At 64.7% G+C, this 26,056-nt stretch carries 23 protein-coding genes and 1 pseudogene; 9 read left to right on the forward strand and 15 right to left on the reverse strand.

Translation table 11 applies throughout. The features are described 5' to 3' along the window. Window positions 1–7: 7 nt before the first annotated feature. From GEV39_RS10105 to GEV39_RS10120, 4 genes are all read right to left on the reverse strand, one after another. Window positions 8–859: a CAP domain-containing protein gene (locus GEV39_RS10105; protein WP_047149650.1), complete on the reverse strand. Its 852-nt coding sequence runs from the start codon at window positions 857–859 to the stop codon at window positions 8–10. Between the two features lie 231 nt (window positions 860–1,090). Next, window positions 1,091–1,702, reverse strand: coding sequence for a cell wall hydrolase (locus tag GEV39_RS10110; protein ID WP_054914184.1), 612 nt, complete (start codon window positions 1,700–1,702; stop codon window positions 1,091–1,093). 32 nt (window positions 1,703–1,734) lie between these two features. Continuing rightward, on the reverse strand, window positions 1,735–2,652 hold the full coding sequence (locus GEV39_RS10115; RefSeq protein ID WP_173888662.1) for an AEC family transporter: 918 nt from the start codon (window positions 2,650–2,652) through the stop codon (window positions 1,735–1,737). A 124-nt stretch (window positions 2,653–2,776) separates the two neighbouring features. Continuing rightward, a complete protein-coding gene (locus GEV39_RS10120) occupies window positions 2,777–3,475 on the reverse strand; it encodes a pirin family protein (RefSeq protein ID WP_054903943.1) in 699 nt (232 codons plus the stop codon). 184 nt (window positions 3,476–3,659) lie between these two features. Here GEV39_RS10120 and GEV39_RS10125 point away from each other — a divergent pair, with 184 nt between their 5' ends. From GEV39_RS10125 to GEV39_RS10135, 3 genes are all read left to right on the forward strand, one after another. Then, entirely contained in the window at window positions 3,660–6,164 is a 2,505-nt protein-coding gene (locus tag GEV39_RS10125; protein ID WP_173888664.1) for a UvrD-helicase domain-containing protein, read from the forward strand. Between the two features lie 153 nt (window positions 6,165–6,317). Further along, window positions 6,318–7,244: an alpha/beta fold hydrolase gene (locus tag GEV39_RS10130; RefSeq protein WP_173888666.1), complete on the forward strand. Its 927-nt coding sequence runs from the start codon at window positions 6,318–6,320 to the stop codon at window positions 7,242–7,244. Between the two features lie 67 nt (window positions 7,245–7,311). Continuing rightward, entirely contained in the window at window positions 7,312–7,752 is a 441-nt protein-coding gene (locus GEV39_RS10135) for a VOC family protein (RefSeq protein ID WP_173888668.1), read from the forward strand. 34 nt (window positions 7,753–7,786) lie between these two features. Here GEV39_RS10135 and GEV39_RS10140 read toward each other — a convergent pair whose 3' ends face one another. Beyond that, a complete protein-coding gene (locus GEV39_RS10140; protein WP_173888670.1) occupies window positions 7,787–8,356 on the reverse strand; it encodes a hypothetical protein in 570 nt (189 codons plus the stop codon). 41 nt (window positions 8,357–8,397) lie between these two features. Continuing rightward, entirely contained in the window at window positions 8,398–8,784 is a 387-nt protein-coding gene (locus GEV39_RS10145) for a VOC family protein (protein ID WP_173888672.1), read from the reverse strand. Window positions 8,785–8,992: 208 nt separating this feature from the next. On the opposite strand from GEV39_RS10145, the gene GEV39_RS10150 reads away from it, so the two are divergent. Beyond that, on the forward strand, window positions 8,993–9,907 hold the full coding sequence (locus GEV39_RS10150; protein ID WP_173888674.1) for a LysR family transcriptional regulator: 915 nt from the start codon (window positions 8,993–8,995) through the stop codon (window positions 9,905–9,907). 24 nt (window positions 9,908–9,931) lie between these two features. Here the strand turns inward: GEV39_RS10150 and GEV39_RS10155 are convergent, their stop codons facing one another. Beyond that, entirely contained in the window at window positions 9,932–10,582 is a 651-nt protein-coding gene (locus GEV39_RS10155; RefSeq protein WP_173888675.1) for a TIGR04211 family SH3 domain-containing protein, read from the reverse strand. A 188-nt stretch (window positions 10,583–10,770) separates the two neighbouring features. Here GEV39_RS10155 and GEV39_RS10160 point away from each other — a divergent pair. Next, window positions 10,771–10,962, forward strand: a pseudogene (locus GEV39_RS10160) (OprD family outer membrane porin); the annotation flags it as partial. A gap of 71 nt (window positions 10,963–11,033) precedes the next feature. On the opposite strand, the gene GEV39_RS10165 reads toward GEV39_RS10160, so the two are convergent. Continuing rightward, window positions 11,034–12,782: a BCCT family transporter gene (locus GEV39_RS10165; protein WP_173888677.1), complete on the reverse strand. Its 1,749-nt coding sequence runs from the start codon at window positions 12,780–12,782 to the stop codon at window positions 11,034–11,036. A 314-nt stretch (window positions 12,783–13,096) separates the two neighbouring features. Here GEV39_RS10165 and GEV39_RS10170 point away from each other — a divergent pair, with 314 nt between their 5' ends. From GEV39_RS10170 to GEV39_RS10180, 3 genes are all read left to right on the forward strand, one after another. Beyond that, a complete protein-coding gene (locus tag GEV39_RS10170; RefSeq protein WP_173888678.1) occupies window positions 13,097–13,414 on the forward strand; it encodes a hypothetical protein in 318 nt (105 codons plus the stop codon). Window positions 13,415–13,421: 7 nt separating this feature from the next. Continuing rightward, a complete protein-coding gene (locus GEV39_RS10175) occupies window positions 13,422–13,619 on the forward strand; it encodes a DUF1289 domain-containing protein (RefSeq protein WP_173888680.1) in 198 nt (65 codons plus the stop codon). A 242-nt stretch (window positions 13,620–13,861) separates the two neighbouring features. Beyond that, complete coding sequence (locus tag GEV39_RS10180) at window positions 13,862–14,650, forward strand: substrate-binding periplasmic protein (protein WP_173888682.1); 789 nt, start codon at window positions 13,862–13,864, stop codon at window positions 14,648–14,650. 21 nt (window positions 14,651–14,671) lie between these two features. Here the strand turns inward: GEV39_RS10180 and GEV39_RS10185 are convergent, their stop codons facing one another. The 4 genes from GEV39_RS10185 to GEV39_RS10200 are packed head-to-tail and all read right to left on the reverse strand — an operon-like array spanning window position 14,672 to window position 19,807. Further along, window positions 14,672–15,691 carry an XdhC family protein gene (locus GEV39_RS10185; protein ID WP_173888684.1) on the reverse strand — a complete coding sequence of 340 codons (1,020 nt, stop codon included), beginning with the start codon at window positions 15,689–15,691 and terminating at the stop codon, window positions 14,672–14,674. Between the two features lie 50 nt (window positions 15,692–15,741). Beyond that, window positions 15,742–17,085 (reverse strand): c-type cytochrome, encoded by a 1,344-nt coding sequence (locus tag GEV39_RS10190; RefSeq protein ID WP_173888686.1) that lies wholly within the window; start codon window positions 17,083–17,085, stop codon window positions 15,742–15,744. Window positions 17,086–17,102: 17 nt separating this feature from the next. After that, window positions 17,103–19,352: a xanthine dehydrogenase family protein molybdopterin-binding subunit gene (locus GEV39_RS10195; protein ID WP_173888688.1), complete on the reverse strand. Its 2,250-nt coding sequence runs from the start codon at window positions 19,350–19,352 to the stop codon at window positions 17,103–17,105. Continuing rightward, window positions 19,352–19,807 carry a (2Fe-2S)-binding protein gene (locus tag GEV39_RS10200; RefSeq protein ID WP_173888690.1) on the reverse strand — a complete coding sequence of 152 codons (456 nt, stop codon included), beginning with the start codon at window positions 19,805–19,807 and terminating at the stop codon, window positions 19,352–19,354. Before GEV39_RS10200 ends, GEV39_RS10195 begins: the two co-directional genes overlap by 1 nt. A 244-nt stretch (window positions 19,808–20,051) precedes the next feature. Between GEV39_RS10200 and GEV39_RS10205 the strand changes: the two genes are divergently transcribed. Next, window positions 20,052–22,238: an OsmC domain/YcaO domain-containing protein gene (locus GEV39_RS10205; protein ID WP_173888692.1), complete on the forward strand. Its 2,187-nt coding sequence runs from the start codon at window positions 20,052–20,054 to the stop codon at window positions 22,236–22,238. Window positions 22,239–22,246: 8 nt separating this feature from the next. Here the strand turns inward: GEV39_RS10205 and GEV39_RS10210 are convergent, their stop codons facing one another. Genes GEV39_RS10210 through GEV39_RS10220 form a run of 3 tightly spaced genes read right to left on the reverse strand, consistent with a single transcriptional unit; the run spans window position 22,247 to window position 26,054 of the window. Next, the gene (locus GEV39_RS10210) at window positions 22,247–23,974 is read right to left on the reverse strand and encodes an FAD-dependent oxidoreductase (RefSeq protein ID WP_173888694.1); all 1,728 of its coding nucleotides are present in this window, start codon (window positions 23,972–23,974) and stop codon (window positions 22,247–22,249) included. 41 nt (window positions 23,975–24,015) lie between these two features. Then, window positions 24,016–24,336 (reverse strand): NIPSNAP family protein, encoded by a 321-nt coding sequence (locus GEV39_RS10215; protein ID WP_173888696.1) that lies wholly within the window; start codon window positions 24,334–24,336, stop codon window positions 24,016–24,018. Beyond that, complete coding sequence (locus tag GEV39_RS10220; RefSeq protein WP_173888698.1) at window positions 24,321–26,054, reverse strand: FAD-dependent oxidoreductase; 1,734 nt, start codon at window positions 26,052–26,054, stop codon at window positions 24,321–24,323. The genes GEV39_RS10215 and GEV39_RS10220 overlap by 16 nt, the downstream gene beginning before the upstream one ends. Between the last annotated feature and the right edge of the window lie 2 nt (window positions 26,055–26,056).

Genomic DNA, 26,056 nt, shown 5'->3' on the forward strand with positions numbered 1-26,056 from the left:
CTCGAATTCACTGTGGTGTGCCGAACAGTGCGGTCCAGTAGATGCCCGCATCGCTCTTCGGGTCCACTGCGTAGGCAGCCCCCAGGTCGCGGAACTCGGGGTTCATCAACGTGGCACAGTGCCCGGGGCTGTCCAGCCAGCCTTCGACCACCTTGTGCGCAGTGTCACGCCCAGCAGCAATGTTCTCGCCGATCTGCTGATACAGGTAGCCGGCCAGCTCCGCCCGGTCGCCGGGGGTGCGGCCATCCTTGTCGATGTGGTCGAAGAAATTCTGGTTGGCCATGGCCCGCGTGTGGTTGGCGGCAGCCCCCGCCAGCACCGTGTTCCAGCTTAACGGCGGGGCGGCAGCGAAGGGTTGCCCGCCACACTGCCGGGCCACCTTGCGGGCCGCGTTGATTTCCTCCACCACCTTCTGCCCTTCGGCTTGCCAGTCACCGAGGCGGCCACTGAGCAGTGGCCGGGCCAGCACGATACGCCAATCGCGGCCTTCCTGGCTGACGCCGATGTCGACGAACTGCGGGTCCAGCACCACCTGGCAGAAACTTTCCTCGATGGCATGCATGGCCGCAGGCGCATCGCGCGGCCCCGACAGGCTGATGGCCTGCACATTGACCATAGGGTAGGCCGCCCGGGTCATGGCCTGCTGCAGATCGCGGGTGCCCTCCGGCGACAGCGCCAGGCGGGTATCGCTGTTCAGCGGTGGCAGTTCCAGCGATGCCTCGCCACCGCAAGGTTGGGCCTGGCTGCGGTAGGCATTGATCGACGCGATCAGTTGCGCTTCTTCGCCGGTAACGGCCAATGCCCCGGTCGAAATCAACAGGCCAAGCGACAAGGCGGCAACGGATGACAGCACGCGCATGTGTATCTCCCTATGACTGGCAGCGGCGTGGTAGGCGCTGCTCATCCTACACAAGCTCGGGGCTTTTGGCCCAGGCGGGTGCAAGGCAAATAAAACGCCGGCAAACAGTGCCGGCGGTACACGAAGGGAGGTAGACCATTGCCCGCCGCAAAAGTGCGAAGCTTGGGCAAACAAACCTAAAAGCCGGCGACAAGTCGGGTGACAGGGCAGTGTGCGCTAACACGTGCCTTGTCAGCGGGCCAACGCCTGGTTGGGTTTGTAGAACAAAAAGTGCGTGGTCTTGGCCGTTCGGCGATAAGCCTTGGCCCAGGCTGGATGCACACTGCGGTCATGGAAGTAGAGCGCGCCGCCAGTGGAGTCCTGCAACTGCTGGTTGAGGGCTTTGCGCGCAATTTCCTTGGCAACGTCGTAGCGCTGCGGCTCCTCGACCTGGTCGGGGCGCCCGTCGCACCACCAGGAAAACTGGCAGGCTTTGCTTTCAACGCCCTGCTTGACCACACCACAGATGGTATCCGGAAAGCCATCCTGGCCCAGGCGGTTCAGCACCACGCTGGCCACGGCGGCCATGTCTTTGGCATCGGCCCCCTTGGCTTCCCAGTAAAGGGTGCGCGCCAGGCAGGTAAGGCTGTCATCCAGCGGTGCCTTGCCAGCCGGGTCCACGGCCTGCGCTTCGCTCGGGGTCAACTTTTCGGCGGGCTTGGGCGGGGGCGCTGCCTCGACCACTTTTTCTTCAAGGGCCTCGGCCTTGCCCTCGGCCACGGCGGCTTTGGCGGGGTCGGCAGCGTGCAAGGGGGCGGCAAGCAGGGCGGTGGTCAGGCCGATCAGCATCCACGAAAAGCGCATGGTCGAACTCCGAACGGTGGGCTGATGCCAGTCTAGCCAAGCGTAAGCATTAATACCAAAGGCAGGGTGGCGGCGGCGGCCACGGTTTGCAGGGCGATGATGGTGGCCATCAACGGTGCATTGCCGCCCATTTGCCGCGCCATTACGTAGGAGGACGAGGCTGTCGGCAGTGCCTGGAACAGCACCGCCACCACTGCGGCCTGGCCGCCCAGGCCCAGCAGCCGGCACAGGCCCCAGGTGGTCACGGGCATGACCAGGAACTTGAACGCCGAAGCCGCCATTAATGGCCGCGCCTGCTGGCCGAGGCGGGCGCCGCCCAGCGCTGCCCCCACGCACAGCAGCCCCAGCGGCAGGGCAGCCTGGCCCAGGGCCTTGACCGTGGGCTCGATACCCGGCGGCAGGCCCAGCCCGGTCACGCGCAGCAGCAGGCCACCCGCGCAGCCGACAATCAGCGGGTTGGCGAAGATTGCCTTCAGCACGGTTGCTGGCGAACTGTGGCGGGCGCTGAAGCGGGCGAACACCAGCACGCAGAGCAGGTTGACCAGGGGCACGATGGCCGCGTTGGCAACCGCGGCCAGGGCTATGCCGGCGCTGCCGTAGAGGCCGGCAGCCAGGGTGGCACCAATGTAGTTGTTGAAGCGGATACCGCCCTGGAACACCGAGGTGAAATCGGCACCCTCGTGGTCTGCCATGCCTTGGTAGAGCACCAGCATCACCGCGCCCGCCAAGGTGGAAAGCATCAGCGCGCCGACCATGCCCAGCACCGGCACACCCTCCAGGTTGGCGGTGGCCAGGCCATGCAGGAACAGCGCTGGCAGCAGTACGTAGTAGCTAAGGCGTTCAGCGCCAGGCCAGAAGGTTTCGGCCAGAAACCCCCGCAGGCGCAGGAAAGTACCCAGGGCAATCAGCAGAATGATCGGGAGCAGGGTGGTCAGCAGCAACTGCAGCATGTCAACGTTCCGTGGTCGGGTACCGGCACAGACTACGGCTACGCAACGATTTGTGAAACGGTATTGACTGCACTCGCTGCTGAAAACGACAGCCCGGCTGACCACCAAGCCTGCCGGGTGAAGGTCAGGCCACGTCCACCAGCACGATCTCGCTGTCTTCGATGGCGGTCACGCGCAGAAGCTGCTCCTGCTCGATGGCCACACCATCACGCGCCTCGACCCGCAGGCCGTTGACTTCCACCCGGCCCTTGGCGGGTACCAGGTAGCCCCGGCGATCGGCGTCGAAACGGTATTCGGCGGTCTCACCCGCTTTCAGGGTGGCAGCCACCAGGCGTGCATCGGTGCGGATCTGCAGGCTGTCTTCATCGCCGGCGCGGCCGCTGGCCAGGGTCACGAAGCCTTCGCCACGTTCACCTTTGGGGAATGGTCGGCTACCCCATTGCGGTGCTTCACCGGTGCGTTCCGGCACGATCCAGATCTGGAAGATACGGGTATCGACGTCTTCCAGGTTGTACTCGCTGTGCACGATGCCGGTACCGGCACTCATCACCTGGACGTCACCGGCCTCGGTCCGGCCTTTATTGCCAAGGCTGTCCTGGTGGGTGATCGCGCCTTCGCGCACATAAGTGATGATTTCCATGTCACGGTGTGGGTGCGGAGGGAAGCCGCTGCCGGCCGCGATCAGGTCATCGTTCCAGACCCGCAGGTTGCCCCAGTGCATGCGCGCTGGGTCGTAGTACTCGGCAAAGGAAAAATGATGGTGGGCGTCGAGCCAGCCGTGGTTGGCATGGCCGAGGCTATCGAACGAACGAAGTTGCAGCATGGTCGCGCTCCTTGAATCAGTGGATGAGGCCATGATGCGCCAAAGAAGCATCGAAAATAAGCGTAAATATCGGCTTAAAACAATCGAATTAGTGGTTCTATAACCTGCAAGTACTTATCCGCTTCATCGCCTAATCCCCTGATCTGCAAGCATTCGCTGGCCATTTTTGGTCGATGCGGCGAACATGCCCATTGTTTCTGTTCAGCAAGGAGTGACCGTGGCCCAAGAGCTACCCCAGGCCCCCGCCGACCTTACCCCGCCCGCCCAGTTGCCCTGGTTTCGCCGTGTGGCGGCGCGCCTGCTGGGGCGCTGCCTGACCCGCCTGCAGGCGCAGCATCGGGACTCATGGTTCCTGGGCCATGCCACCGGGCAACGCAGGGGCCATGCCGAGGGTGTGCGCGATGGTTTCGAGCGTGGCCGGGAAGCCGGCTACGAGGCCGGGCGCCAGGTGCTGGTGATCCGCGACAGCCGCCCCGAGGATGCTGCCGTGCCTGGCTGCGACGACAACCTCTTCGACGACTGGCGCCTGCCGCTGACGGCTGAACTGAAAAAACGCTTCAAGGCCGATGTGGCCCTGCGCCTGCCCGCCGAAGCGCAACCCAGCGCTGCGCAATGGAAGCTGATTTTCAGCGACACCCCGTCTACCTGCGTGGTGGCCGGGGCGGGCGCGGGCAAATCGACGTCGCTGGTACTGCGCATCCTGCTGTTGCGCCATTACCTGGGCTACGAGCTGGACGCGATGACCGTGGTCACCTTTACCCGCGAGTCGCGCAAAGACTTCATCAAGCGCCTGTTGCAGGTGTTCGCCCTTTGGCAGATCAACCTGCAACCGGCGCAGGCGCGCGAGCTGGTGCGGACCTTCCATTCACGCATTCTGCCGCTGGTGCGCAGCCTGCCGGGTTTTGACCAGCTGCGTGCTTTCGAAACGCTGGGCAGCGACATGCCAGCCGGGCGCGAAGCCGAGGCCGACAGCAACCCGTTCGACCTGCGTTTGAATGACGCCCAACGCCAGCAACTGAACCAGTGCTACAGCCGCGTGCTGCATGAAAGCCCACGCTTTGCCGAGCTGGTCGGCTTGCTGCGAAGCGAAGCCTTGCAGCTCAAACCCCTGGACCCGAACAACCCCGAGGTGCAAAAACGCGCCCAGGTTACGCAATTGGCTGCGCAGCGCGACGAAGAGCTGTGTGATGTGATCGAGGACCTCTGGTTCGCTGCCGGCGCCTGGCCGATCACAGGTATCGAACCGTGCCGCGATACCGTCGAGATCCGTGGCAGCCGGTTTCATGTGCATGGGCGCCTGGCGGGGGGCGGGCCGTTGGTGGTGCTCGGCTTCGACCCGACGGAAAGCGCGCAGTACCAGCGCCCTGGCGCCAAGCTGGCGGTACGCGGTGAGTGGGCGGTCAAACGCACTTTGTTGCAGGCGTTCTGCGACCGGCCGCTGATCTGGCTCGACAACTACGCCATGGCCCGGCGCCTGGCAGCGTCGCTGGCCGGTGATGCCGTGGCGGGCCCTGGCTTCGAGTACAAGGTCAAGGGCGAGCTGGCGGCGGTGCCACTGCTGGATGCGTTCGTGGGGGCTGCCAATTTCATCGAGAACCTTGGCCTTGAGGTGAACACGGCCGTGGCGTCGATGAGTTTCCCCAGCGGTGACAGCGACGCGCTGTTCTTCGAGGCCCTGGCCTTGTACTGGAAAGCCCTGGAAGCGCACCTGCTGGGCCTGTCGCCACCGGTGATGAGCTACAACCGCATGTTCGCGCTGTTCGGCGAAAACAACCCGGAAAACCTGCGCCTGCTACCCGACCCGCTGTTGCGGCCATTGGCGCACCTGATGATCGACGAGTTCCAGGACGTGTCGCCACAGATCGTCAGCTGGCTGCGTGCGAGTTTGCGCGAAATACGCCGACGCGGCCCGGCCATGCATACCGGACGGCATGCCCAGCATTCGTCACTGCTGTGCGTGGGCGACGACTGGCAGTCGATCTATGGCTGGCGCGGCAGTTCACCCAAGTACTTCATGGAATTCACCAAGGCCTTTGCTGCGCCGGCCAACACCCGCGTGATGCTGGTCGATAACTACCGTTGCCAGCAACAGGTGATCGATGCCGCCGAGCACCTGGTCAAGGGCACCCCGGCAATTGCCGGCAAGAAGGCCCGCGCCAGCGGCCCCGCCGCGCAATTGCCAGGCTCGCCGGTCAAGGTCTTCGACCGGGATGAGGCAGCCTTGGGCCAGACACTGATGGAGCACTACCAGCGCGGCGAGACGGTGATGATGCTGTACCGCAAGGGCAGCGACCGGGTACTGATGAGCGAGCACCTGCAAAGCGTGGTGCAAGCCGAGGCGGCGCTGCCGGCCGAGCAACGCCGGCTGCGCCAGCTGACCTACCACAGTGCCAAGGGGCTGCAAGCCGACGCGGTGTTCATGCTCGGCGACTGCCAGTACCTGACCAGCTCCCCTTACAAGAACCAGGTCTACCGCCAGGCCGGGTTGGGCAAGGCCGCAGACGCCCAGCCGTTCGATACCGCGCAGAAGGAAGAAGTGCAGCGCCTGGCCTACGTGGCAGTGACCCGTGCCGTGCAGCACTGCTATTGGCACGTCGAGGCAGCCAGCGGCGAAGCGGCTGTAGCGCCAAGGGCGTCTGCACGGGTCGATGGCCGGCAGGCATTCTTCGAGGATCTGCGCGGGCAGTGAAGGGCGCTGTGGCCGGCGAGCAAGGGGTGCCGTTCAGCTGAGGGGTGTCGGTCTGGCCTATGCAAGTGTCGGCCCGGCACCAACGCGGCTGCCGGCATCGCGCCAAGGTAGGGGGTGTCGCGGCCTTGCCAGGCCATAGTCAGGAAGCTACCCATGCGTTCATCGTCGACACCCAAGGACTACTTGCTGGACAACAATGGCATCGAAATCGCGGTGCGCTGCTGGGGCCGGGAGGACGGGATGCCGGTCTTGGCCTTTCATGGCTGGCTGGACAATGCAGCCTCGTTCGACCGCTTGGCACCGCTGCTCGAACACTGTTTCGTCGTTGCCCCCGACCTGGTCGGCCATGGGCGTTCCGACCATCGTCGGCACGACAGTGGCTATTACCTATGGGAACACGCAGAGGACATGCTGGCGGTTGCCGACAGCCTCGGCCTGAGCCAATTCCATGTGCTGGCCCACGGCATGGGTACGGGCGTGGCGTCGCTGCTCGCGGCCATGACCAGCGGCATCGCCAGCATGACGTTCCTCGACGGCATGGGGGCACCGTTCACCGTCGCCGAGGATGACCGCGTGCAGCACCTGGCGCGGGCCTATCGGCTCAAACGCATGGTGCAGCGCAGCCAGCTACCGGGCTTCGGCGAGCCGGGCGACGCCCGCTTCGATGACCTCGACACCGCCTTGGCGCAACGCCGCGAGCGGCTGGACACCGAGCTGTCCGAAGGCGCCGCCCGCTTGTTGGCCATGCGTGACCTGTTGCAACTGGGCGAGGGCTATTGCTGGCGCCACGACCCGCGGCTGGTGCTGCCCGAACCCATGCCGCTGACCGAGCGCGAAGCGTGCGACCTGCTCAGCCAGATCCGCTGCCCGTTGTACCTGATGTTCGGCCGCCAGGGGGCATTTGCCGGCGATGCGTTCAGCCAGCGCCAGGCGGCTTTGCCCGACCATGCGAAGGTGTCCTGGCACCCGGGCGGTCATCACTTCCACCTGGACGCGCCGGACCGGGCGCTGGTCGACCAACTGCTGCGCATCATCGCGCGGCACGAAGGGGGCATGTTGCAACGCCTGGTGAATGAGTAGCGGGTGCTGGTGATGGCCTGGGCGCCTGCGCTATGGTGGTACACCCCCAGGCCAGCCGGAGCCCGCCATGCGACCCTTCGCCATCCAGCACATCGACCACCTGGTACTGCGGGTCAGTGACCTGCCGCGCAGCGTGGCGTTCTATACCGACCTGCTTGGCTGTTCGGTCAGCCGCGTGCGTGAGGATCTGGGCATGGTGCACCTGGCCACGGGCACGGCGATGATCGACCTGGTTACGCTGGACGGGCCACTGGGGCGAACCGGTGGTGCGGCGCCGGGCGCCGAGGGGCGCAACCTGCATCATTTCTGCCTGCGTATCGAGCCATTCGATGAGCCCGCCTTGCTGGCCTACCTGCAGGCGGCGGGGGTGCAGGTAGAACCTGCCGAGAAACGCTACGGTGCCGAGGGCGAAGGGCCGTCGCTGTACTGCTACGATCCGGATGGCAACCAGGTCGAGCTTAAAGGGCCGATAGCGCCAGTGGCAGCGGTGCACCCCCTCGGGGTTTAACCCTGGCGGCGCCGCACACTGGGGCGGGCAACCATCAGTCGAAATAGCCACGCAGCCCGAACGCGTAGCCGGTGTCCACGGTGGCCGGCCGGCCCCGGCTCCAGCGCTTTTTCAACACGAACTCGAACGCCGGCTCGTACAAGGCGTCGCGCACCAGTGCGCCGGCCAGCACCTCCACGTCATACCAGCCATTGTCCAGCTCGATGATCGGCCGCCCCGGGACCTGGTAACGCGCCAAGAAGTCACCCAGCGTCTTGGGCGTGAAGTGCTGAAGCATCCGCCAGGTATATAGCATCAGCGCCCCGTGCTCGACGCGCAGCACATAGCCATTGCGCTGGTGCTTCAGGCGGCTGCCAGCTTCGCGCAGCGCCGGTGTGTGGCTGTCCAGGGTGAACAGAATGCGGTACGGCAGGTTATCGACCCCGGCCAGTGGCAGCACCACACCTTCACTCACCGCGTGGTCGCCGCTGTCGCCATGGGTGAAGGCGTAGGCCAGGTCATCGGGCAGTTGCTGTTGCTGCTTGAACTGTTCAAGCAACTGGATATCGCCAAGCAGAAAGTAGTCGACGCCGTCATTGAGCACTTCGCTGAATTCGTGGCGCATCGGTTTTCCTTATTGTTGCGCATTGCCATAGCGGCATGGGGTTAGTGCTTCTGTGCGATCTGGATCAGGTTGCCGCAGGTGTCATCGAACACCGCGAGGGTAACCGCACCCTTGTCGGTAGGGGGCTGGGTGAACTGGACGCCGGCGGCGCAGAGCCGGGCATACTCTGCCTGAATGTCACGCACGGCGAAGGAGGTGGCGGGGATACCCGCTTGCTTGAGTGCAGCTTTGTAGGTTTTGGACGCCGGGTGGTCATCTGCCTCCAGCAGCAACTCAACGCCGTTGGGGTCGTTGGGCGAGGTGAGGGTCAGCCAGCGGTGGTCGCCCATGGGGATGTCCTGCTTGGGCTCGAAACCGAGTACGTAATGGTAGAAAGCAAGGGCTTTGGCTTGATTGTCGACGAGGATGCTGGTGACGACGATCTTCATGAGTGCACACCGTATGCCTAGGGTCGATAAGCATCAGTAAAGACGCTCAGGGCCATTTGACCAGTGCGCTTGAGCCTACCCAGGGAAAACCTGCTCAAGCCATAGGCAAATGCTTGATCCGCCAGCCACCGCCCGGGCGCCTGCGGGGGTAAAGTGTCAGCCATGATCCCAATTTCCGTGCGCCCAGGCCGGCGCCAGAGAGGTAAGCGTGGCTGCCTATACCCTGCGACAACTCAAGTACTTCGTCACTACGGTGGAAGCCGGTAGCGTGGCGGAGGCTTCGCGCCAGCTTTACATCGCCCAGCCGTCGATCTCCACGGCCATCAAAGGCCTGGAGGAAAGCTTCGGGGTGCAGTTGTTCATCCGCCACCATGCTCAGGGTGTGTCGTTGACGCCCAGCGGCAAGCGCTTTTACGCCAAGGCCAAGTCGCTGCTGCAGATGGCCCATGAGTTCGAACAAAACGCCCTGGCCGACAATGACACCGTTGCCGGGCAGATTGATATCGGTTGTTTCGAAACCGTGGCGCCGTTGTACCTGCCACGGCTGATTGCCGGTTTCCGCCAGCGCTACCCTGGCGTGGATATCCGCCTGCGCGACGGCGAGCAGCAGGACCTGATCCAGGGCCTGACGGCAGGCAGCTTCGACCTGGCGTTTCTCTATGATCACGACCTCGATGGCACCATCGAGGCCGAGCCGCTGATGCCGCCGCAAAAGCCTTACGTATTGCTGCCGGAGAACCATCGTTTTGCCAGCCAGGGCCAGGTCTCGCTGCGCGACCTGTGCCCGGAGCCGATGATCTTGCTCGACGTGGCGCCCAGCCGTACCTACTTCGTCAGCCTGTTCAACGAACTGGGCCTCACGCCGAACATCGTCTTCAGTTCGCCCTCGATCGAGATGGTGCGCGGCATGGTCGGGCAGGGGTTCGGTTTCTCGCTGTTGGTCACCCGGCCGCATTCGCCCTACACCTACGACGGCCAGCGCCTGGTCATGCTGGACATCACCGAGCCGGTGGCGCTGTCGGGGTTGGCCGCGGCTTGGTTGAAGCGTGTACAGCTGACCAAGCCGGCGCAGTTGTTCGTGGCGTTCTGCCGCGAAGAACTGGCCAAGTTCCAAGACCTGTAGCCGCGCCGCGGTGCATGACGCCGTTCAGAACCAGCGGTCGTTCTTCTTGCGCCCGCGGGTCAGCGCCGGCAGGATCAGCCCGGCCAGCAGGCCCGCGCCGGCGATGCTGCCACCGTAGACCATGTAGCGCATCATCACCTGTTTGTTCTCATCGCCCAGGCGCGCCTGGGTATCGCGCAGCTCCGACTGGCTCTGGTCGTATTGCTCGTTGAGTGCCTTATTGCGTGCCTCCAGCTCGTCGATCAGCTTCTTGCGCGAATCCAGGGTTTCCTGCATGCCTTGCACGCGGTTCTTCCAGCTGTCGTCGATGGTCTTCAACTGGCCGGTGAGCTCTGCCACCTGCGCATCCAGCAACGGCAGCCGTTCGTTCTGGCCGGGAACAGACTGCAGGTCATCGCTGAGGATCCACACCACGTCGCCATTCTGGCCGCGCACCTGGCTGTACTTGCCCTGGCTGCCAAGCAGTGTCAGCTTTTGCCCGGATTTGAGTGTGCCGACAATGCGATGGCCGTCGGTCGGCCCGCTACGCACATAGGTGCTCAGGCTGTCGCTGACCCAGCGTGCGTCGCTGGCGGGTTCTTCGGCATGCACGGGTGCGGCAAGCGCCAGCAGGGCGGCGATCAGGCTGCCGCGCAGGGCAGGGAGGGCGGAGGCGGTTGGGCGGGAATCGGGCATGTTGGTCTTCGCTGCAACGGGGAAAAAGTAGGCCGGTGACTGGGCCGATGAACCGGTCGGTGGGTTGACCGTCAGCGAATGACCTTTTTTTTGTCGGCAGGTTCACTGCCTGGCGTCGGAAATATCTGCAGGATGTTGCAGCGCCCAGGCCGTGCCCGGGCGCTGCCGATGACGCAATCGTGCGCCGGGGTGCCGAGGGCAACCCGTAGACCGACCAGAAACGCTGGGAGCGCGATATCGAGGTCAAGTACGTGGTGCAGAGCGGTGCGGCCAAGGACTTGGCGCTGCGCGTACGCCAGGCCACCACCCGCGCCCATTCGCGGGCACGCCCGCTCCCACAGGGGATCGCGCATTTCTTGAGTTCAGCGCCAAACGTGTAGGAGCGGGCGCGCCCGCGAAGGGCTGCAAAGCAGCCCCAATAACGCTTAGTAGCCGTTACCGCTGCGCGGGTTCAGGTGTTTGCGGTTTCGCTCGCAGCCTCAGCCGTCTTGACCGACGCCTTTTTCTCCTGCACCACGATATAGAACTCTTCGCCATGCTTCACCGCCCCATACAGCACGGCTTTTTCGATCAACTCGTTGCCGCGCAGCTGGCGCAGCATCATCGGGTCCTTGCGCAGGTCGCGGTACAGCGCCAGGCAAAGCAGCACCATCACTACCACAAACGGCAGGGCCACCACGATCGTGAGGTTCTGTAGCCCGGTCAGCGCTTCGCCAGGGTCCCGTGGGTCGCCGATCGCCAACATGATGGCCGCGACCGTCCCGGTCAATGCGCCCCAGAAGATCACCGTGCGCCGCGAAGGCGCGGTGGTCCCGTGCTCCGACAGGGTGCCCATCACCAACGACGCTGCGTCGGCGCCGGAGACGAAGAAGATACCCACCAGCACCATCACCAGCACTGACGTCGCCGAGGCCAGTGGGTAGCTGTCCAGCAACTGGTACAACGCATGGTTGCTGTTGACTGCCCCGTTGGCCAGCTGGAAAGCACCTTCGCGCAGGGCATCGACGGCCGCGCCGCCGAAGATGGTGAACCACACCAGGCTGACCAGGCTCGGCACCAGCAGCACGCCGGTAACGAACTGGCGGATGGTGCGGCCACGGCTGATGCGGGCAATGAACATGCCCACGAACGGCGTCCAGGAAATCCACCAGGCCCAATAGAACACTGTCCAGCCGGCCAGCCAGCTGTTCATCTGCTCGCCACCGCTGGCGTTGGTACGGGCCATCATTTCCGGCAGCATCTTGATATAGATGCCGAGCGAGGTCGGCAGCAGGTTCAGCATGAGCAGGGTCGGGCCGACCATGAACACGAACAGCGCCAGCACCAGGGCTAGCACCATGTTGATGTTGGACAACCACTGGATGCCCTTGCCGATGCCCGATACCGCCGACGAGACGAAGGCGATGGTCAGCAGGGTGATGATGGAGATGTAGAACAGCTTGCCGGGGCTCTCGATCCAGCCGTTGTATTCCAACCCGCCGGCGATCTGCAGGGCGCCCAGGCCCAGCGAGGCCGCCGAGCCGAACAGCGTGGCGAAGATTGCCATCATGTCGATCAGGCGGCCAAGCGGCCCGTTGGCGTGCTTGCCGATCAACGGCCTGAAGGCCGCAGAAATCAACTGTGAGCGGCCCCGGCGGAAGGTACCGTAGGCGATGACCAGGCCGACGATGGCGTACATGGCCCAAGGGTGCAAGGTCCAGTGGAACAGGGTGGTCGCCATGGCAACCTGCATCGCTTCGCTGGTCTGCCCGCTGGCCGAGCCGGGCGGCGGTGACACGTAGTGCGACAGCGGCTCGGCCACGCCGAAGAACATCAGGCCGATACCCATGCCGGCACTGAACATCATCGCCACCCAGGACACCGTGCGAAACTCAGGCTGTTCGCCATCGCGGCCAAGCGGTACCCGCCCGTAGCGGCTGGCGGCCAGCCACAGCACGAACACCACGAACAGGGTGGAGGTCAGTACGAAAAACCAGCCAAAATTGAGAATGACCCACGATTGCGCAGTGGACGCGCTGCGCGCCAGGCTGGCCTGGTTGATGAAGCCCCAGAGCACGAAAGCGATGGCCAGGATGCTGGTGAAACCGAAGACTACCCAGTCCAGCTTGCCCTCGAAACGCCGGTCCTGGCGGGCTTCTGCGGTTTTCGAGGGGTCTGTAACGCCAAGGTCGAGTGTTTCGTTGATGTGTTCCTTTACCATGAATGCTGACGCCCCTGTTTGGCTTACCTGTTCGTACAGGCTTGTAGTTGTGTGGGCTACCGAGGCCGTTGCCGGCCTCGGCGGGGTGAAGTGCTGGCGGATTATCCTGCGCGGCCGGCGCCGGCGCCTGTCCCGATAGCGTCCTGGGGCTGCCCTTGCGCGACTTGGCAGATACTTTTAGTTCTGGGGGCAATGGCCCTTTCTGTCTCGGCTTCTGGTACGCTGGTGGGCATTACCCGGGGCCGCACATCAAGCACCGTAGAAGCGCTGTCGCGTGCGGGCCCGGCCGTACCAGGAAACGGAGATTCGTAATAATGGCCACTGACCGTGTGAGCCTGATTCATTTCGATAAACTGAGCATGAGCCCTGCCGCAGCCGAGCGGTTCCAGCATGCTCTCGATGCGCTGGAAGCGCTCAAGCTGCAAGACCGGTACGTTTACCTCATCGCGCCTTACCTCGGGGATATCGCTGACGCTTGCGACGCTGAGCAATTGGCGACGGCCCTGGAACAGGGCCTGCGCGTAGTCGAAGAACTGTTGGCCGCCCACTCGGGTAACAAGGCCAAGGCCGATGAAGTGCGCAAAGTGTTCAATGATGCCGGCGAGCGCGCGCGGGCTGAATTACCCGGCTGAACGGCATATGGCCAAAGACATCGACAACCCCTGCGTTTCGCTGTGCCAGCTCAACAGTGAGTTGTGCGTGAGCTGCGGCCGTACCCGCGAGGAAATCCGCAAATGGCGGGGCATGAAGCGCCCCGAGAAGATGGCGACGGTGCAGCGGGCGGCCACGCGCATGAAGGCCATCGCCAAGAAGGCCGCCAAGCGGCAGGCCAGTTAAGCCCTACTGGCAGCCCATCAGCCCCCACAGGGGCGCGCACAGCTAGAGGTCTGCACTGCTCCTGTGGGAGCCCGGCTTGTCGGCGTTGGGCCGCACTACTTTTTATGCCCATAAAAGGACCGCTAGTCGGCCTCTGATGGTCCAGACTGTATACAGCCCCACACCTGATGCAGCTGACCAGCATTGCTCAAGCCATTGGTCACCCAGCGGGGCGGCGAAGTTACAACTGCCGAGGGTCGTTGATGATCAAGCGTCGCCTGCGCCACGCCTTGCCCTTGTTGTGCCTGATGCTGCTGCCCCTGGCGGCGGTAGCCGATGAAACATGCCGGCGGCTGACCGCCACCGGTAACCCGGAATACCCGCCTTACCTGTGGCGCGATCCACGCAATCCGCAGCAGTTGATGGGTGCCAATGCCGATTTGCTCAAGCACCTGGGCAAGCAGCTCGGGCTGGAGATCGACGTGGTTTACGCGGGGCCGTGGTCACGGGCGCAGGAAGAAGTGCGCACTGGGCGGATCGACCTTCTGGCCGGGTACTTTCGCACCGAGGCAAGGCAACAGCAGATGGACTTCATCGAGCCACCGTTCCTGGCCACCCCCAGCGTGGTCTGGGTGCGCCAGGGTGACGCCTTTGCCTACCGGCAATGGGCGGACCTGAAGGGCCGCAAGGGCGGTACGCTGGTGAACAACAGCCATGGCCAGCAGTTCGACGAGTATGCGCAGGCTCATCTCACGCTCGAAGCGGTACCCACTGCTCGCCAGGCGTTCGAGAAACTGGTGCACAAGCGCAGTGCCTACGTGGTTTACGAGCAGTACCCAGGCATGGCCCTGGCGCGCACGCTGGGTATTGGTGGTGCCGTGCAGGTACTGCAGCCACCGGTCTCCAGTGAAGGGTTGTACTTGGCCATTTCGCGTAATTCAGCCTGCAACCAGCCACAGCTGCGCGCGGCACTGGCCCGGGAAATGGCCAAGATCGTGGGCGGCGCCCTGCCGCAGCAGTTGTTGAAGCAGAACATGGAGCAATGGCAATGACAGGCCCTGCGCTGGCCGGTGCTACAGCGCCCGGGCCAGCTGCTCGGCTTCCTTGGCGTTACTGACGTTGACCGCGCCAGGCAAACGGACGTCATTCTTCGCCGCGAGCAGCTCGGCCATCACGCTGACGGCAATTTCCGCCGGGGTCTTGCTGCCGATATAGATGCCTATCGGCCCATGCAAACGCTGCAGCGACGCTTCGCTTTCGCCGAAATGCTCGATCAGCCGCTCACGGCGCAGCTGGCTGTTGCGCCGCGAGCCGATGGCGCCAATGTAGAAGGCCGGGCTGTGCAAGGCTTCGAGCAAGGCCAGGTCGTCCAGCTTTGGGTCATGGCTGACGGCAACGATGGCGCTGCGCACATCTGCCTTGAAGGCCCGGACAACATCGTCCGGCATGCCTGGCAGCAGGGTAACGCCGGGGATGCTCCAGCCTGCCGTGTATTCCGGGCGCGGGTCGCACAACGAGACACTGAAGCCGTTGAACAGGGCCATGGTTGCAAGGTACTCGGCCAGGGCGCCGGCACCGATCAGCAGCAGGCGGTAACCAGGCCCAAGGGTACTGAACAGGCGCTGGCCATCAAACCTGAACAGTTGTGGGGTAGCGGTGGCAACCAGGCTGGCAGCACCCGTGTGCAAGTCGAGTTCGCGACACATCAGGTTGCCGCTGTCCAGGCTGGCCAGCAGTTGTTCCAGGTGCGACAACGCGGGTGCGAACTCCAGCACCAGTTCAAGGGTGCCACCGCAGGGCAGGCCGAAACGGTGGGCTTCGTCGGCGCTGACGCCGTAGCGCACCACCTGCGGCTGGCTGCTGGGCATGCCGGGGCCGCCATAGGCGCTGGTGTAGCGGTGGATGAGGTCGTCCTCGATACAGCCACCGGATACGCTGCCAACCACCCGGCCATCGCTGCGCAGCGCCATCATCGAGCCGACCGGGCGCGGTGAAGAACCCCACGTACGGGCGACCGTGGCAAGCAGGGCGCGGTGGCCGCCGGCAAGCCAGTCGCGGGTGGTGCGCAGCACCAGCAGGTCGATGCTTTCCATGGAAACTCCGTTACAACACTGTCGAGAAGGTTGGCTCAGGCATGCCCCCTTCAGCGCATATGCAAGATGATGGGGCTACTGCTGGCCGGGTCGGTGTGCCCGCGCAACTTGCTTACCGCCTGCGCGTCGACCGCGCCGCCCTGGTTGCCCCAGGCCGAGCGCACGAACGTCAGCACCTCGGCGACCTCCTTGTCCCCCAGTTGCTCGCGGAAGGCCGGCATACGGTAAGCATCAGGCACTCCAGCAGACACTACCCGCTGTGAACCGTTCAAGGTGATATTGATCGCCGACGCGTCTTCTTTGGCTAAAGCCGACGTAGCCCCGGCCAGTGGTGGCATCCACTGCGCCTGGCCCTTGCCGTCCAGGCCATGGCACGACGCGCAGCGGGTCACGTAGGTGTGCGCCCCGGGGGTGTCCAGCCGCTCGGCAGCCGACACCGCCTGGTACTGCCAGGGCGCGCCATCGCGCTGAGGGTCACCGGGCAGCGACTTCAGGTAATGGGCGATGGCGGCCAGGTCGTCGTCAGTCATGAACTGGGTGGAGTTGTTGAATGCCTCGGTCATCGAACCGAATACCACGGCATGGCGGTTGCGGCCGGTCTTGAGGAACTGGGCGATTTCAGCTTCGCTCCAGCGCCCCAGCCCCGTGTTGTGGTCCGCACGCAGGCTCGGTGCATACCAACCATCGAGCAATGCCCCGGCCAGGTACGCTGTGCCGCTGTCGTCCAGGGCCTTTTCGTTGAACGCCAAACCACGCGGCGTGTGGCAACTGCCGCAGTGGCCAGGGCCCTGGACGATGTAGGCACCTCGGTTCCACTGCGCGTCCTGCCCCGCCTGGGCGGTGTACGGCGCGGTCGGGGCAAACAGGCCGTTCCACAGCGCAATGGGCCAGCGCAGGTTCAGCGGCCAAGGGATATCGCTGGGCAGGTTGGCTTGCTTGGCCGGCTGCACGCCGTGCATGAAGAACGCATACAGGGCCTTTACATCGTCATCGCTGAGTTTGGCGTACGAGGGGTAGGGCATGGCCGGGTACAGGCGCCGGCCACCGGGTGCCACGCCGTGGCGCACGGCGCGGTCGAAGTCCGCCAGGCTGTAGGCGCCGATGCCAGTGTCGCGATCGGGGGTGATGTTGGTGGCATGAATGGCCCCCAGCGGGGTGGCCATTTGTAGCCCGCCGGCGAACGGTTGGCCCTCTGGCAGGCTATGGCAGGCGACGCAGTCGCTGAGCCGGGCCACGTATTCGCCACGGCTGACCAGCGCTGCGGCGGCGGTGTCGGCCTGCGCGTCGGTGAACGGCGAAGCGGGCTCGCGGGTGACATACCAGGTCAGCAGGCCCGCCGCGATCAGGCACGGCAGCGCCAGCCAACCAGCGGTTCTTGCGAAACGATGGGTCATGGGGCAATCCTTGTGCGTCAGCTGAAGGTGTGGCGGCTCATTGGCAGGCTGCGTACGCGCTGGCCGGTCAGTTGCGCCACCGCGTTGGCCACTGCCGGTGCGACTGCGGGCAGTGGCGGTTCGCCAATGCCGCCCATCTTCGCCCCGCTTTCGACAATGCGTACATGTACCCGTGCCATGCGCGAAGGCGGCAGGATCGGGTACAGGTCGTAATTGCGCGCGCGCGGCTTGCCATCCACGTAGACTGCTTCTTCCACCAGCGTCTGCGACAGGCCCAACGCCACCGCCCCATTGACCTGGTGCTCGATGATGGCCGGGTTGACGATACTGCCGGGGTCGATGGCCTGCCAGATATCGTGCACCTTGACCTGTCCGTTCTCCACCGACACTTCGGCGATGACGGCTGCGTGCGAGCCGAAGGGCGAGGCCATGGCCACGCCACGGGCCCGCTTGCTGCCATCTTCGGCGGTGAATGGCCCGCGCTTCCAGCCCCCGGACAAGTCGGCGACCGCGTTCAGCAGGGTGGTCAGCCTGGGGTTGTCGCGCAGCAGGTGCAAGCGCAGTTCGAACGGGTCCTTGCCACCTTTGTCGGCCAGTTCGTCTAGAAACGACTCATAGAAGAAGTCGTTCAGCGAGTTGCCCACCGAGCGCCAGTAGCCGAGCATGGCCGGGCCTTTGACATAGATCTGGGCAATGCGTTTGTTGGCGATGGCATAGGCCTTGCCCGACAGCCCCTCAAGCGCGGTGGGGTCGACCTTGTCGCCCTGCTTGCCCGCCAGGGCCTCGGTAGGGCCTTCGGTGGCGCTGACCGCTTCGATGGCCACCGGCAGGCCGTCGGCATCGAGCCCTGCGCGGAACTTCACCACGGCGACCGGGCGCAGTACATCACGCAGAAACTCTTCTTCGCGGCTCCAGATCAGTTTGACTGGCCGGCCCACCGCCTTGGCCAGGGCAATGGCCTGCGGGTAGGGGTTGGCCGATTCGTACAGGAAGTGGCGGCCGAAGAAGCCGCCCAACAGTGGCGAGTGCAGGTTGATCTGGCTGGTTTGCAGGCCGGTGCGTTGGGCGATGTCGTCGCGGAACATGTCCGGCGCCTGGTTGGGCAGCCAGACATCCAGCGTGCCATCGGCATTGAAGCGGGCAAGGGCCGACGGTGGCTCCAGCTGGGCATGGTTCAGGTACTGGTTGTGGTAGCTGGCCTCGACCCGGGTCTTGGCATTGGCCAAGGCACCCGCTACATCGCCTTCGTTTTCTTCATCGCGCGCCGGGCCATCGACCGTGGCCAGGTGCTCGCGCCAGCCGTCGCTGGAAAAATCAGCCGGCATCGCCCGCAGGGTGCTGTCGGCGGCGGGCTCTTGCCAGTCGACTTGAAGGGCTTCGACGGCGCGCTTGGCGTGCCACCAGCGTTCAGCGACCACCGCTACCGCCCCTGGCAACTGATGCACCGAGTGCACGCCGTTCATGGCCTTGACCTGGCCTTCGTTACGCAGGCTGCCAACGGTCATGCCCAGGCGCGGCGCATGCTGCACGGCGGCTTGGAGCATGCCGTCCACCTTGATGTCGATGCAGTATTGGGCTTTGCCGGTGGATTTGTCGTAGGCATCCAGGCGCCGAACCGGCTTGCCGATCCAGCGGAACTGGCCAGGGTCGCGCAGCTTGACGCTGGCCGGGTCGGGTACCGGCAGGTCCATGGCCCGCCCGGCCAGTTCGCCGTAAGGCACCGAGCGGCCGCTCGTGGTATGTACCACGTTACCCGGGGTGCTCGACAGTTCGGCCACCGGCACCCCCAGTTTTTCGGCGCCAGCCTGCAGCAACATGGCCCGGGCGAGGGCGCCCAGGCGGCGCATGGTGGGGTAGCTCATGCGTACCGACATGCTGCCGCCGGTAATCCGCATGCCGTTTTCCATCACCACATAGGCTTCGCCGGGTGGCGCGCTTTCGACCACGAAGTGCGCGGGGTCCACGTCCAGCTCTTCACCGACGATCTGGGCCATGGCGGTGAACGGGCCCTGGCCGCCTTCCATGAACGGGCTGAGCAGGCGCACCGTACCGTCTGGACGAATTTCCAGAAACGCCGGCACTTGGGTGCCGCGTTCTGCTGTGGCCGCGGCCGCGGCTTGTACCCGCGGCACGCCCACCGGCAGGCCGAAGCCCAGCACCAGGGCGCCCACGGCAGTGCCGGCGAGGAAGCGACGGCGTGACAGGTTGACCGTTTCGCCGCGCTGCAGGGCGAGCAGTTCGGCAGGGGTATCGACGGGTGTGTTCATCAGGCCTGCTCCCCTTGGGCCAAGTCGTGCATGGCGGCATGGATGGCGTTGTAGGTGCCGCAGCGACACAGGTTGACCATGGCTGCCTCGATCTGCTCGGCGCTGGGTTTGGGCGTGTGCTTGAGCAGCGCGGTGGCCGCCATCACCTGGCCGGACTGGCAGTAGCCGCACTGAGCCACCTGGTGGTCGACCCACGCCGTGACCACCCGTTGGCCGACCGGGTCGGCTTCGATCGCTTCGATGGTGGTGACCTCGCGGCCGACCACGCCGGCCACCGGGGTGACGCAGGCACGGACCACGTTGCCGTCGACCAGTACCGAACACGCGCCGCACTGGGCCAGGCCGCAGCCATACTTGGTGCCGGTCAGCCCCAGGTCATCGCGGATCACCCACAACAGGGGCGTGTCGGCGTCCGCCTCGACCTGGTAGGTCTTCTGGTTGATGCGTAGTTCCATGGTTCACCTGCCAGTCATCGGTTGTTGTCGCGGGGTCATGTCGGGTGGGGAATACATTGTTCCCCGGTGGGGAAACGCTAGCACAGGCCAGCGGCCACCGGTTTGAAGCGGGTCGAAGGTTCAGAGAATCAGGCAAGTAATTCGTTGGAATGCGCAACTGGGCAGCCAGGCAGGACGTACGCGGTAAAAACCCGGATAATGCCGGCCAATTTCGTCTTGCACGCTTAAATCACGGTAATCCCGCATGGAAATCAAGGTTAACTTTCTCGACAATCTGCGCCTCGAAGCGAAGTTCGACGACTTCACGGTGATCGCCGACCAGCCGATCCGCTACAAAGGCGATGGTTCGGCCCCGGGCCCGTTCGACTACTTCCTGGCGTCTTCGGCCTTGTGTGCGGCTTACTTCGTCAAGCTTTACTGCCAGACCCGCGACATACCGACAGAAAACATCCGCCTGTCGCAGAACAACATTGTCGACCCGGAAAACCGCTACAACCAGATCTTCAAGATCCAGGTGGAACTGCCCGAGGACATTTCCGAAAAGGACCGTCAGGGTATCCTGCGTTCCATCGACCGCTGCACGGTGAAGAAAGTGGTGCAGACCGGCCCGGAGTTCGTCATCGAGGTGGTCGACAACCTCGACGCCGATGCGCAGGGCTTGCTGATGCCGGTGTCCGATACCAGCACCTGCATCCCTGGCAAGGACCTGCCGCTGGAGCAGACCATCGCCAACATGTCGGGCATTCTCGCCGGGCTGGGGATGAAGATCGAGATCGCCTCATGGCGCAATATCGTCCCCAATGTGTGGTCGCTGCACGTTCGCGACGCGCAGTCGCCCATGTGCTTCACCAACGGCAAGGGCGCTACCAAGGAGGCCGCACTGGCCTCGGCGCTGGGCGAGTTCATCGAACGCCTGAACTGCAACTTCTTCTACAACGACCAGTTCTGGGGCGAAGACCTGGCCAATGCCGCGTTCGTGCATTACCCCGACGAGCAGTGGTTCAAGCCCGGCCCGCGCGACGCGCTGCCGGCCGAGATTCTCGATGCGCATTGCCTGGAAATCTACAACCCCGATGGCGAGCTGCGTGGCTCTCACCTGTACGACACCAACTCGGGCAACACGGCGCGCGGGATCTGCTCGCTGCCGTTCGTGCGCCAGTCTGACCAGCAAGTGGTCTACTTCCCGTCCAACCTGATCGAAAACCTGTTCCTCAGCAACGGCATGAGCGCTGGCAACACCCTGGCCGAGGCGCAGGTGCAGTGCCTGTCGGAAATCTTCGAACGGGCGGTGAAGCGTGAAATCCTCGAAGGCGAATTGTGCCTGCCGGATGTGCCGCACGAAGTCCTGGCCAAGTACCCGGCCATCCTTGCGGGTATCCAGGGCCTGGAAGCGCAGGGCTTCCCGGTACTGGTCAAGGATGCCTCGCTGGGGGGTGAGTTCCCGGTCATGTGCGTGACCCTGATGAACCCGCGCACCGGTGGCGTTTTCGCCTCGTTCGGCGCCCACCCAAGCCTGGAAGTGGCGCTGGAGCGCAGCCTTACCGAACTGCTGCAGGGGCGCAGCTTCGAGGGCCTGAACGACCTGCCGCAACCTACCTTCGAAAGCCATGCGCTGACCGAACCGAACAACTTCGTCGAACACTTCATTGATTCCAGCGGGGTGGTGTCGTGGCGTTTCTTCAGCGCCAAGGCCGACTTCGAGTTCGTCGAGTGGGACTTCTCTGGCCACGGCGGGGACTCCAACCAGCAGGAGGCCGCCACGCTGTTCGGCATTCTGCAAGACATGGGCAAGGAAGTGTACATGGCGGTGTACGACAACCTGGGCGCCACAGCCTGCCGTATCCTGGTGCCAGGTTATTCCGAGATCTACCCGGTCGAGGACCTGATCTGGGACAACACCAACCGCGCCCTGGCGTTCCGTGCCGACATCCTCAACCTGCACAGCCTCGACAGCCGCTCGCTGAAACTGCTGCTCAAGCGCCTGGACAACTGCGATGTCGATGACTACACCACCATCACCACGCTGATCGGCGTGGAGTTCGACGAGAACACTGCCTGGGGCCAACTGACCATTCTTGAGCTCAAACTGCTGATCTGCCTGGCCGTACAGCGCTTCGAGGAGGCCAAGGAGCTGGTCGAGGCGTTCTTGCAGTTCAACGACAACACCGTCGAGCGTGGCCTGTTTTACCAGGCGCTGAATGTGGTGCTGGAGGTGCAACTGGATGACGAACTGGAGCTGGGCGACTACGAGGCCAACTTCCGCCGCATGTTCGGCAATGCGCGCATGGACGCGGTGCTGGGCTCGGTTGACGGTAGCATCCGCTTCCATGGCCTGACCCCGACCAGCATGAAGCTCGAAGGCCTTGACCGGCACCTGCGGTTGATCGAGAGCTACAAGAAGCTGCATGCGGCGCGCGCCCGCTTCGCCTGATAGCGGCTTTAGACAGCGTTGAATGGCGCTGGCAAGGGATGCAGCAGGTCGGGCAAACCCGCCCCGGAACTGCTCAACGCCATGCCAGCGATATAGCCAAAGGTCATCCCCGGCCCCAGGGTAATACCGCCGCTCGGGTAGTGCCCGCCCATCACGCTGTGCATATCGTTGCCCACCGCATACAGCCCGGGAATGGGCTGCGCCTGCTCGTTCAGCACCCGGGCGGCCGCGTCTGTTGCCAGGCCGGCAAAAGTGCCAAGGCTGCCAGGCAACAGCCTGACCGCGTAGAACGGCCCGTTCAGCAGGGGCCGTAGCGAGGGGTTGGGCCCGTGCAAGGGTTCCCCTTGGGCGCGGTTATAGGCTGACGCGCCGCGGCCGTAAACGGGGTCCAGGCCCTGCGCCGCATGCTGGTTGAACGCCGCCACCGTGCACTGCAACTGCGCCGCATCGATGCCACAGCGCTGTGCCAGCTGGGCCAGGCTGTCGCCCTTGTGCAAGTAGCCACAGCGTTGGTAGATGCGGGTGGGGAACGGAAAGGGTTTGGCCCAGCCAATGCCATAGCGCCGTTGCGCGGCATGGTCGCAGATCAGCCAGGCCTGCGCCGGCTCGCCCTGCGGGGTGGCGGCGAACAATGCATTCATGAAGTCGTGGTAGCAATCGGCCTCGTTGGCGAAGCGCCGGCCATCGCTGCGTACAGCAATGAAACCGGGTTTGGCGCGGTCGATCAGGTGTGGAAAGTGGCCATGACTGCCATCGCGGCGTGGCACCTGCGACACGGGCGCCCAGGCCCCGGCATGGGCACCGCAGGTATCTACCTGGCCACCGGCCTGTTCGCCCAGGCGCAGGCCGTCCCCGGTGTTTTCCCGGGGCGCGGCAGAATAATGCTGGTGACCCTGCGGCGCATGCGGCACCAGTTGCGCAATACGCTGACGATCATGCGGGAAGCCCCCGCAAGCCAGCACCACGCCACGGCGCGCATGAATCACCTGGCCGTCGGCAAACTGTGCGCCGCCGACCCGGCCTGAGCCCAGCAGGCGCGTGGCCGCTTTGCCGGTCAGCACGGTCACGCCCAGATCGAGCGCACTGCGCAGCAGGCGTGCCACCAGCGCGTTGCCATTGACCAGCTGCTGGCCGCGACGGTGCAGCAGCAGATCGCGGCCATGGCGCAGCAGCCGCCTGCCGACATGCATGGCCGCCTTGGGCGAGCGGGTGGCGTTGAAGAAGGCGGCCATGTCGGCGCCCCCGGCAATGCCCATGCCGGCCAGGCTGACAATGTCCAGCGGCGGGCGCAGCTTGTGCAGCCAAGGCCCCAGCCGGCGCCCGTCGTAGGGCAGTGCGCACAGCGAGCGGCCGCCGTGCGCACTGCCGTCACCTGCGTGCATGTCGGGCATGCGGCTGCCGCTTTGAAACTGCACGGCAGTGTGCCGCTGGAAAAACGCCACCATTTCCGGGCCGTGGTGCAGAAACGCCTGTTGGCGCGCATCCAGTTCACTGACATGGGCTTGCGCGCGCAGGTAGCGCTCCGGGGCGTCGCCTGCCTCGACGATGCCCTCGGCAACAGCCAGCGGGTTGCGGGGTATCCACAGCCAGCCGCCCGACCAGGCGCTGGTGCCACCCAGGTGGGTGGCCTTTTCGGCGATGATGACCTGCTGGCCATGGTGTGCTGCGGTGACGGCGGCTGCCAGGCCAGCGGCACCAGCGCCGATGACCAATACGTCGCATTGCAGAGGTTGCATGGCGTTGTTCCGTAAGGGCGGTCAGAAGGGGTGTGCAGGGTTTACTGCAAGGGCGAAAAACCGGTCGGCCGCATCAGCCGTGAGTGCAGGCGCACGACTGCCCCCAGCTCCCGGTTGCGCCGCGAGAACTCCGCCCAGCGTGGGTCCGCCGCCATGGCCGCTCGGCGCGCCATGCGCTCGTCCAGGCTGGTATAGCCCCAGATATGCACCACCTGGTTGACGTCGCCGAACTCGCTGGTGAAAAAGCCCACCAGGTTGCCCAAATGTTCGCTCTGCACCTCCAGCGCGTGGCTCTGGTACAGCGCGAGCCAGTCGGCCATTTTCAGGGGGTCGAGGGTGTAGGTTCTCAGTTCGTAGTACATGCTGGGGTCTCTGTGGGGATGGTGGGCGCCTGCAGGCGCGCAGCGATGTGGTTGGCAGCGAGCCAGCCGAACGTCAGGGCCGGGCCCAGGGTGATGCCGGGCCCGGGGTAGGTGCCTTTCATCAGTGAGTTCATGTCGTTGCCAACCGCGTACAACCCGGCGATGGGCTGACCGTCGCGGTTCAGTACATTGGCATCGGTGTTGGTGACCAGGCCGCAGGCCGAACCGAGGTCGCCGGTGTGGAGGCGGATGGCGTAGAACGGCGCGCGGGTAAGCGGCGCCAGGCAGGGGTTGGGTTGGTGCTGCGGGTCGCCCATGTAGCGGTTGTAGCTGTTGCCGCCTTTGCCGAATGCACGGTCTGTGCCCGTGGCGGCATCACGGTTGAACTGCTCGAGGGTGCGGGCAAGCCCCTCCGGGTCCACGCCGATGGCCTGGGCCAGGGCTTGCGCTGTGGTGGCCCGGTACAGGTAGCCGGCATCGACAAGCGCCTGGTTGTTCACGGGGCTGGGCCGCGCCAGGCCCAGGCCATAGCGGTGCATCGCCTGGCCATCACACACCAGCCAGCAACTGCTGATGCCTTTGGCGAACATGGTCTGCACGAAATGGTGGTACGAGTCGGATTCGTTGACGAAGCGCCGGCCGCTGGCGTCTACCGCAATCACGCCCGGTTTGGCGCGGTCGGTCACCAGGTGCGGGAAACGTTCGTGGCGACCGTCGGCATGGCGCAGTTCGGAAACCGGTGCCCAGAAGAAGTTCGCCGCCAGGCCGTCGCCAACCGCGGCGGCCACTGCCTGGCCAAGGCGCAGTGCGGCACCGTCGTTGCTCGGCGGTGACATGCTCAGGTGCGCGCCCGCTTGCGCTGGGCGGTAGCTGGCGGCCAGCGCGCCAGCGGCGAACCCACCCATGGCGCACACCATGCCGCCTCGGGCCATTACCCGTTCATGGCGCCCGTCACGCTGTATTACCACGCCGGTGACCCTGCCGCGCTCGGTGATAAGCTCCACGGCTGCGCTGTTCAACCACAGTTGCGTGCCACGGGCGAAAGCGCTGGTGGCGAGCCGGGCGACCAGTGCGTTACCGGTCGTCAGCCGCGTGCCGCGCGGGTGCTGCAGCCTGTCCCGCCCATAGCGGGCCAACAGCTTCAGGCAGTGCCACAGTGACCGGGCTGAGCGGCGTATGCTGAGAAAGTGCTGGATGTCCACGCGGTTGACCATCATGCCGCCGAACAGCAGCATGCCGGGCGGTGGCATCTGCAGCGCTTTGAAATGCACACCGAGTCGCCTGCCGTCGTATTCGACCATTTCCAGCGCGCGCCCAAACTCGGTGGCGCCGGGGGCGTGCGGGTAGTAATCCGGCGAGTGCGGGCGCAGGGTATAGCGCAATTCGGTGTGTTGCTCCAGCCAACGCAGCGCCTGGTGACCTTGCTCGATGAAGGCGTCGGCCAGGGCTGCGTCGTAGCCGTCACCAATCACGTGTCTGAGGTAGGTGCGCATGGCCTCGGGGGAGTCTTCGGCCCCCGCCGCGCGCGCCTGGTCGGTGCCGTACAGCCACACGGCGCCGCCAGAAATGGCCGAAGTGCCACCGAAGTGCCCGGCCTTCTCCACTACCAGCACTTTCAGCCCACGGCAGGCGGCCGTAGCAGCGGTGGCTAAGCCGCCGGCGCCACTGCCCAGCACAACCAGATCGTAGCTGTGTGGTGTTGCTTCATGAGTTGGCATGG

This window comes from Pseudomonas sp. NY5710, from assembly GCF_013305665.1.
In the GTDB taxonomy this organism is placed as follows: Bacteria; Pseudomonadota; Gammaproteobacteria; order Pseudomonadales; family Pseudomonadaceae; genus Aquipseudomonas; species Aquipseudomonas juntendi.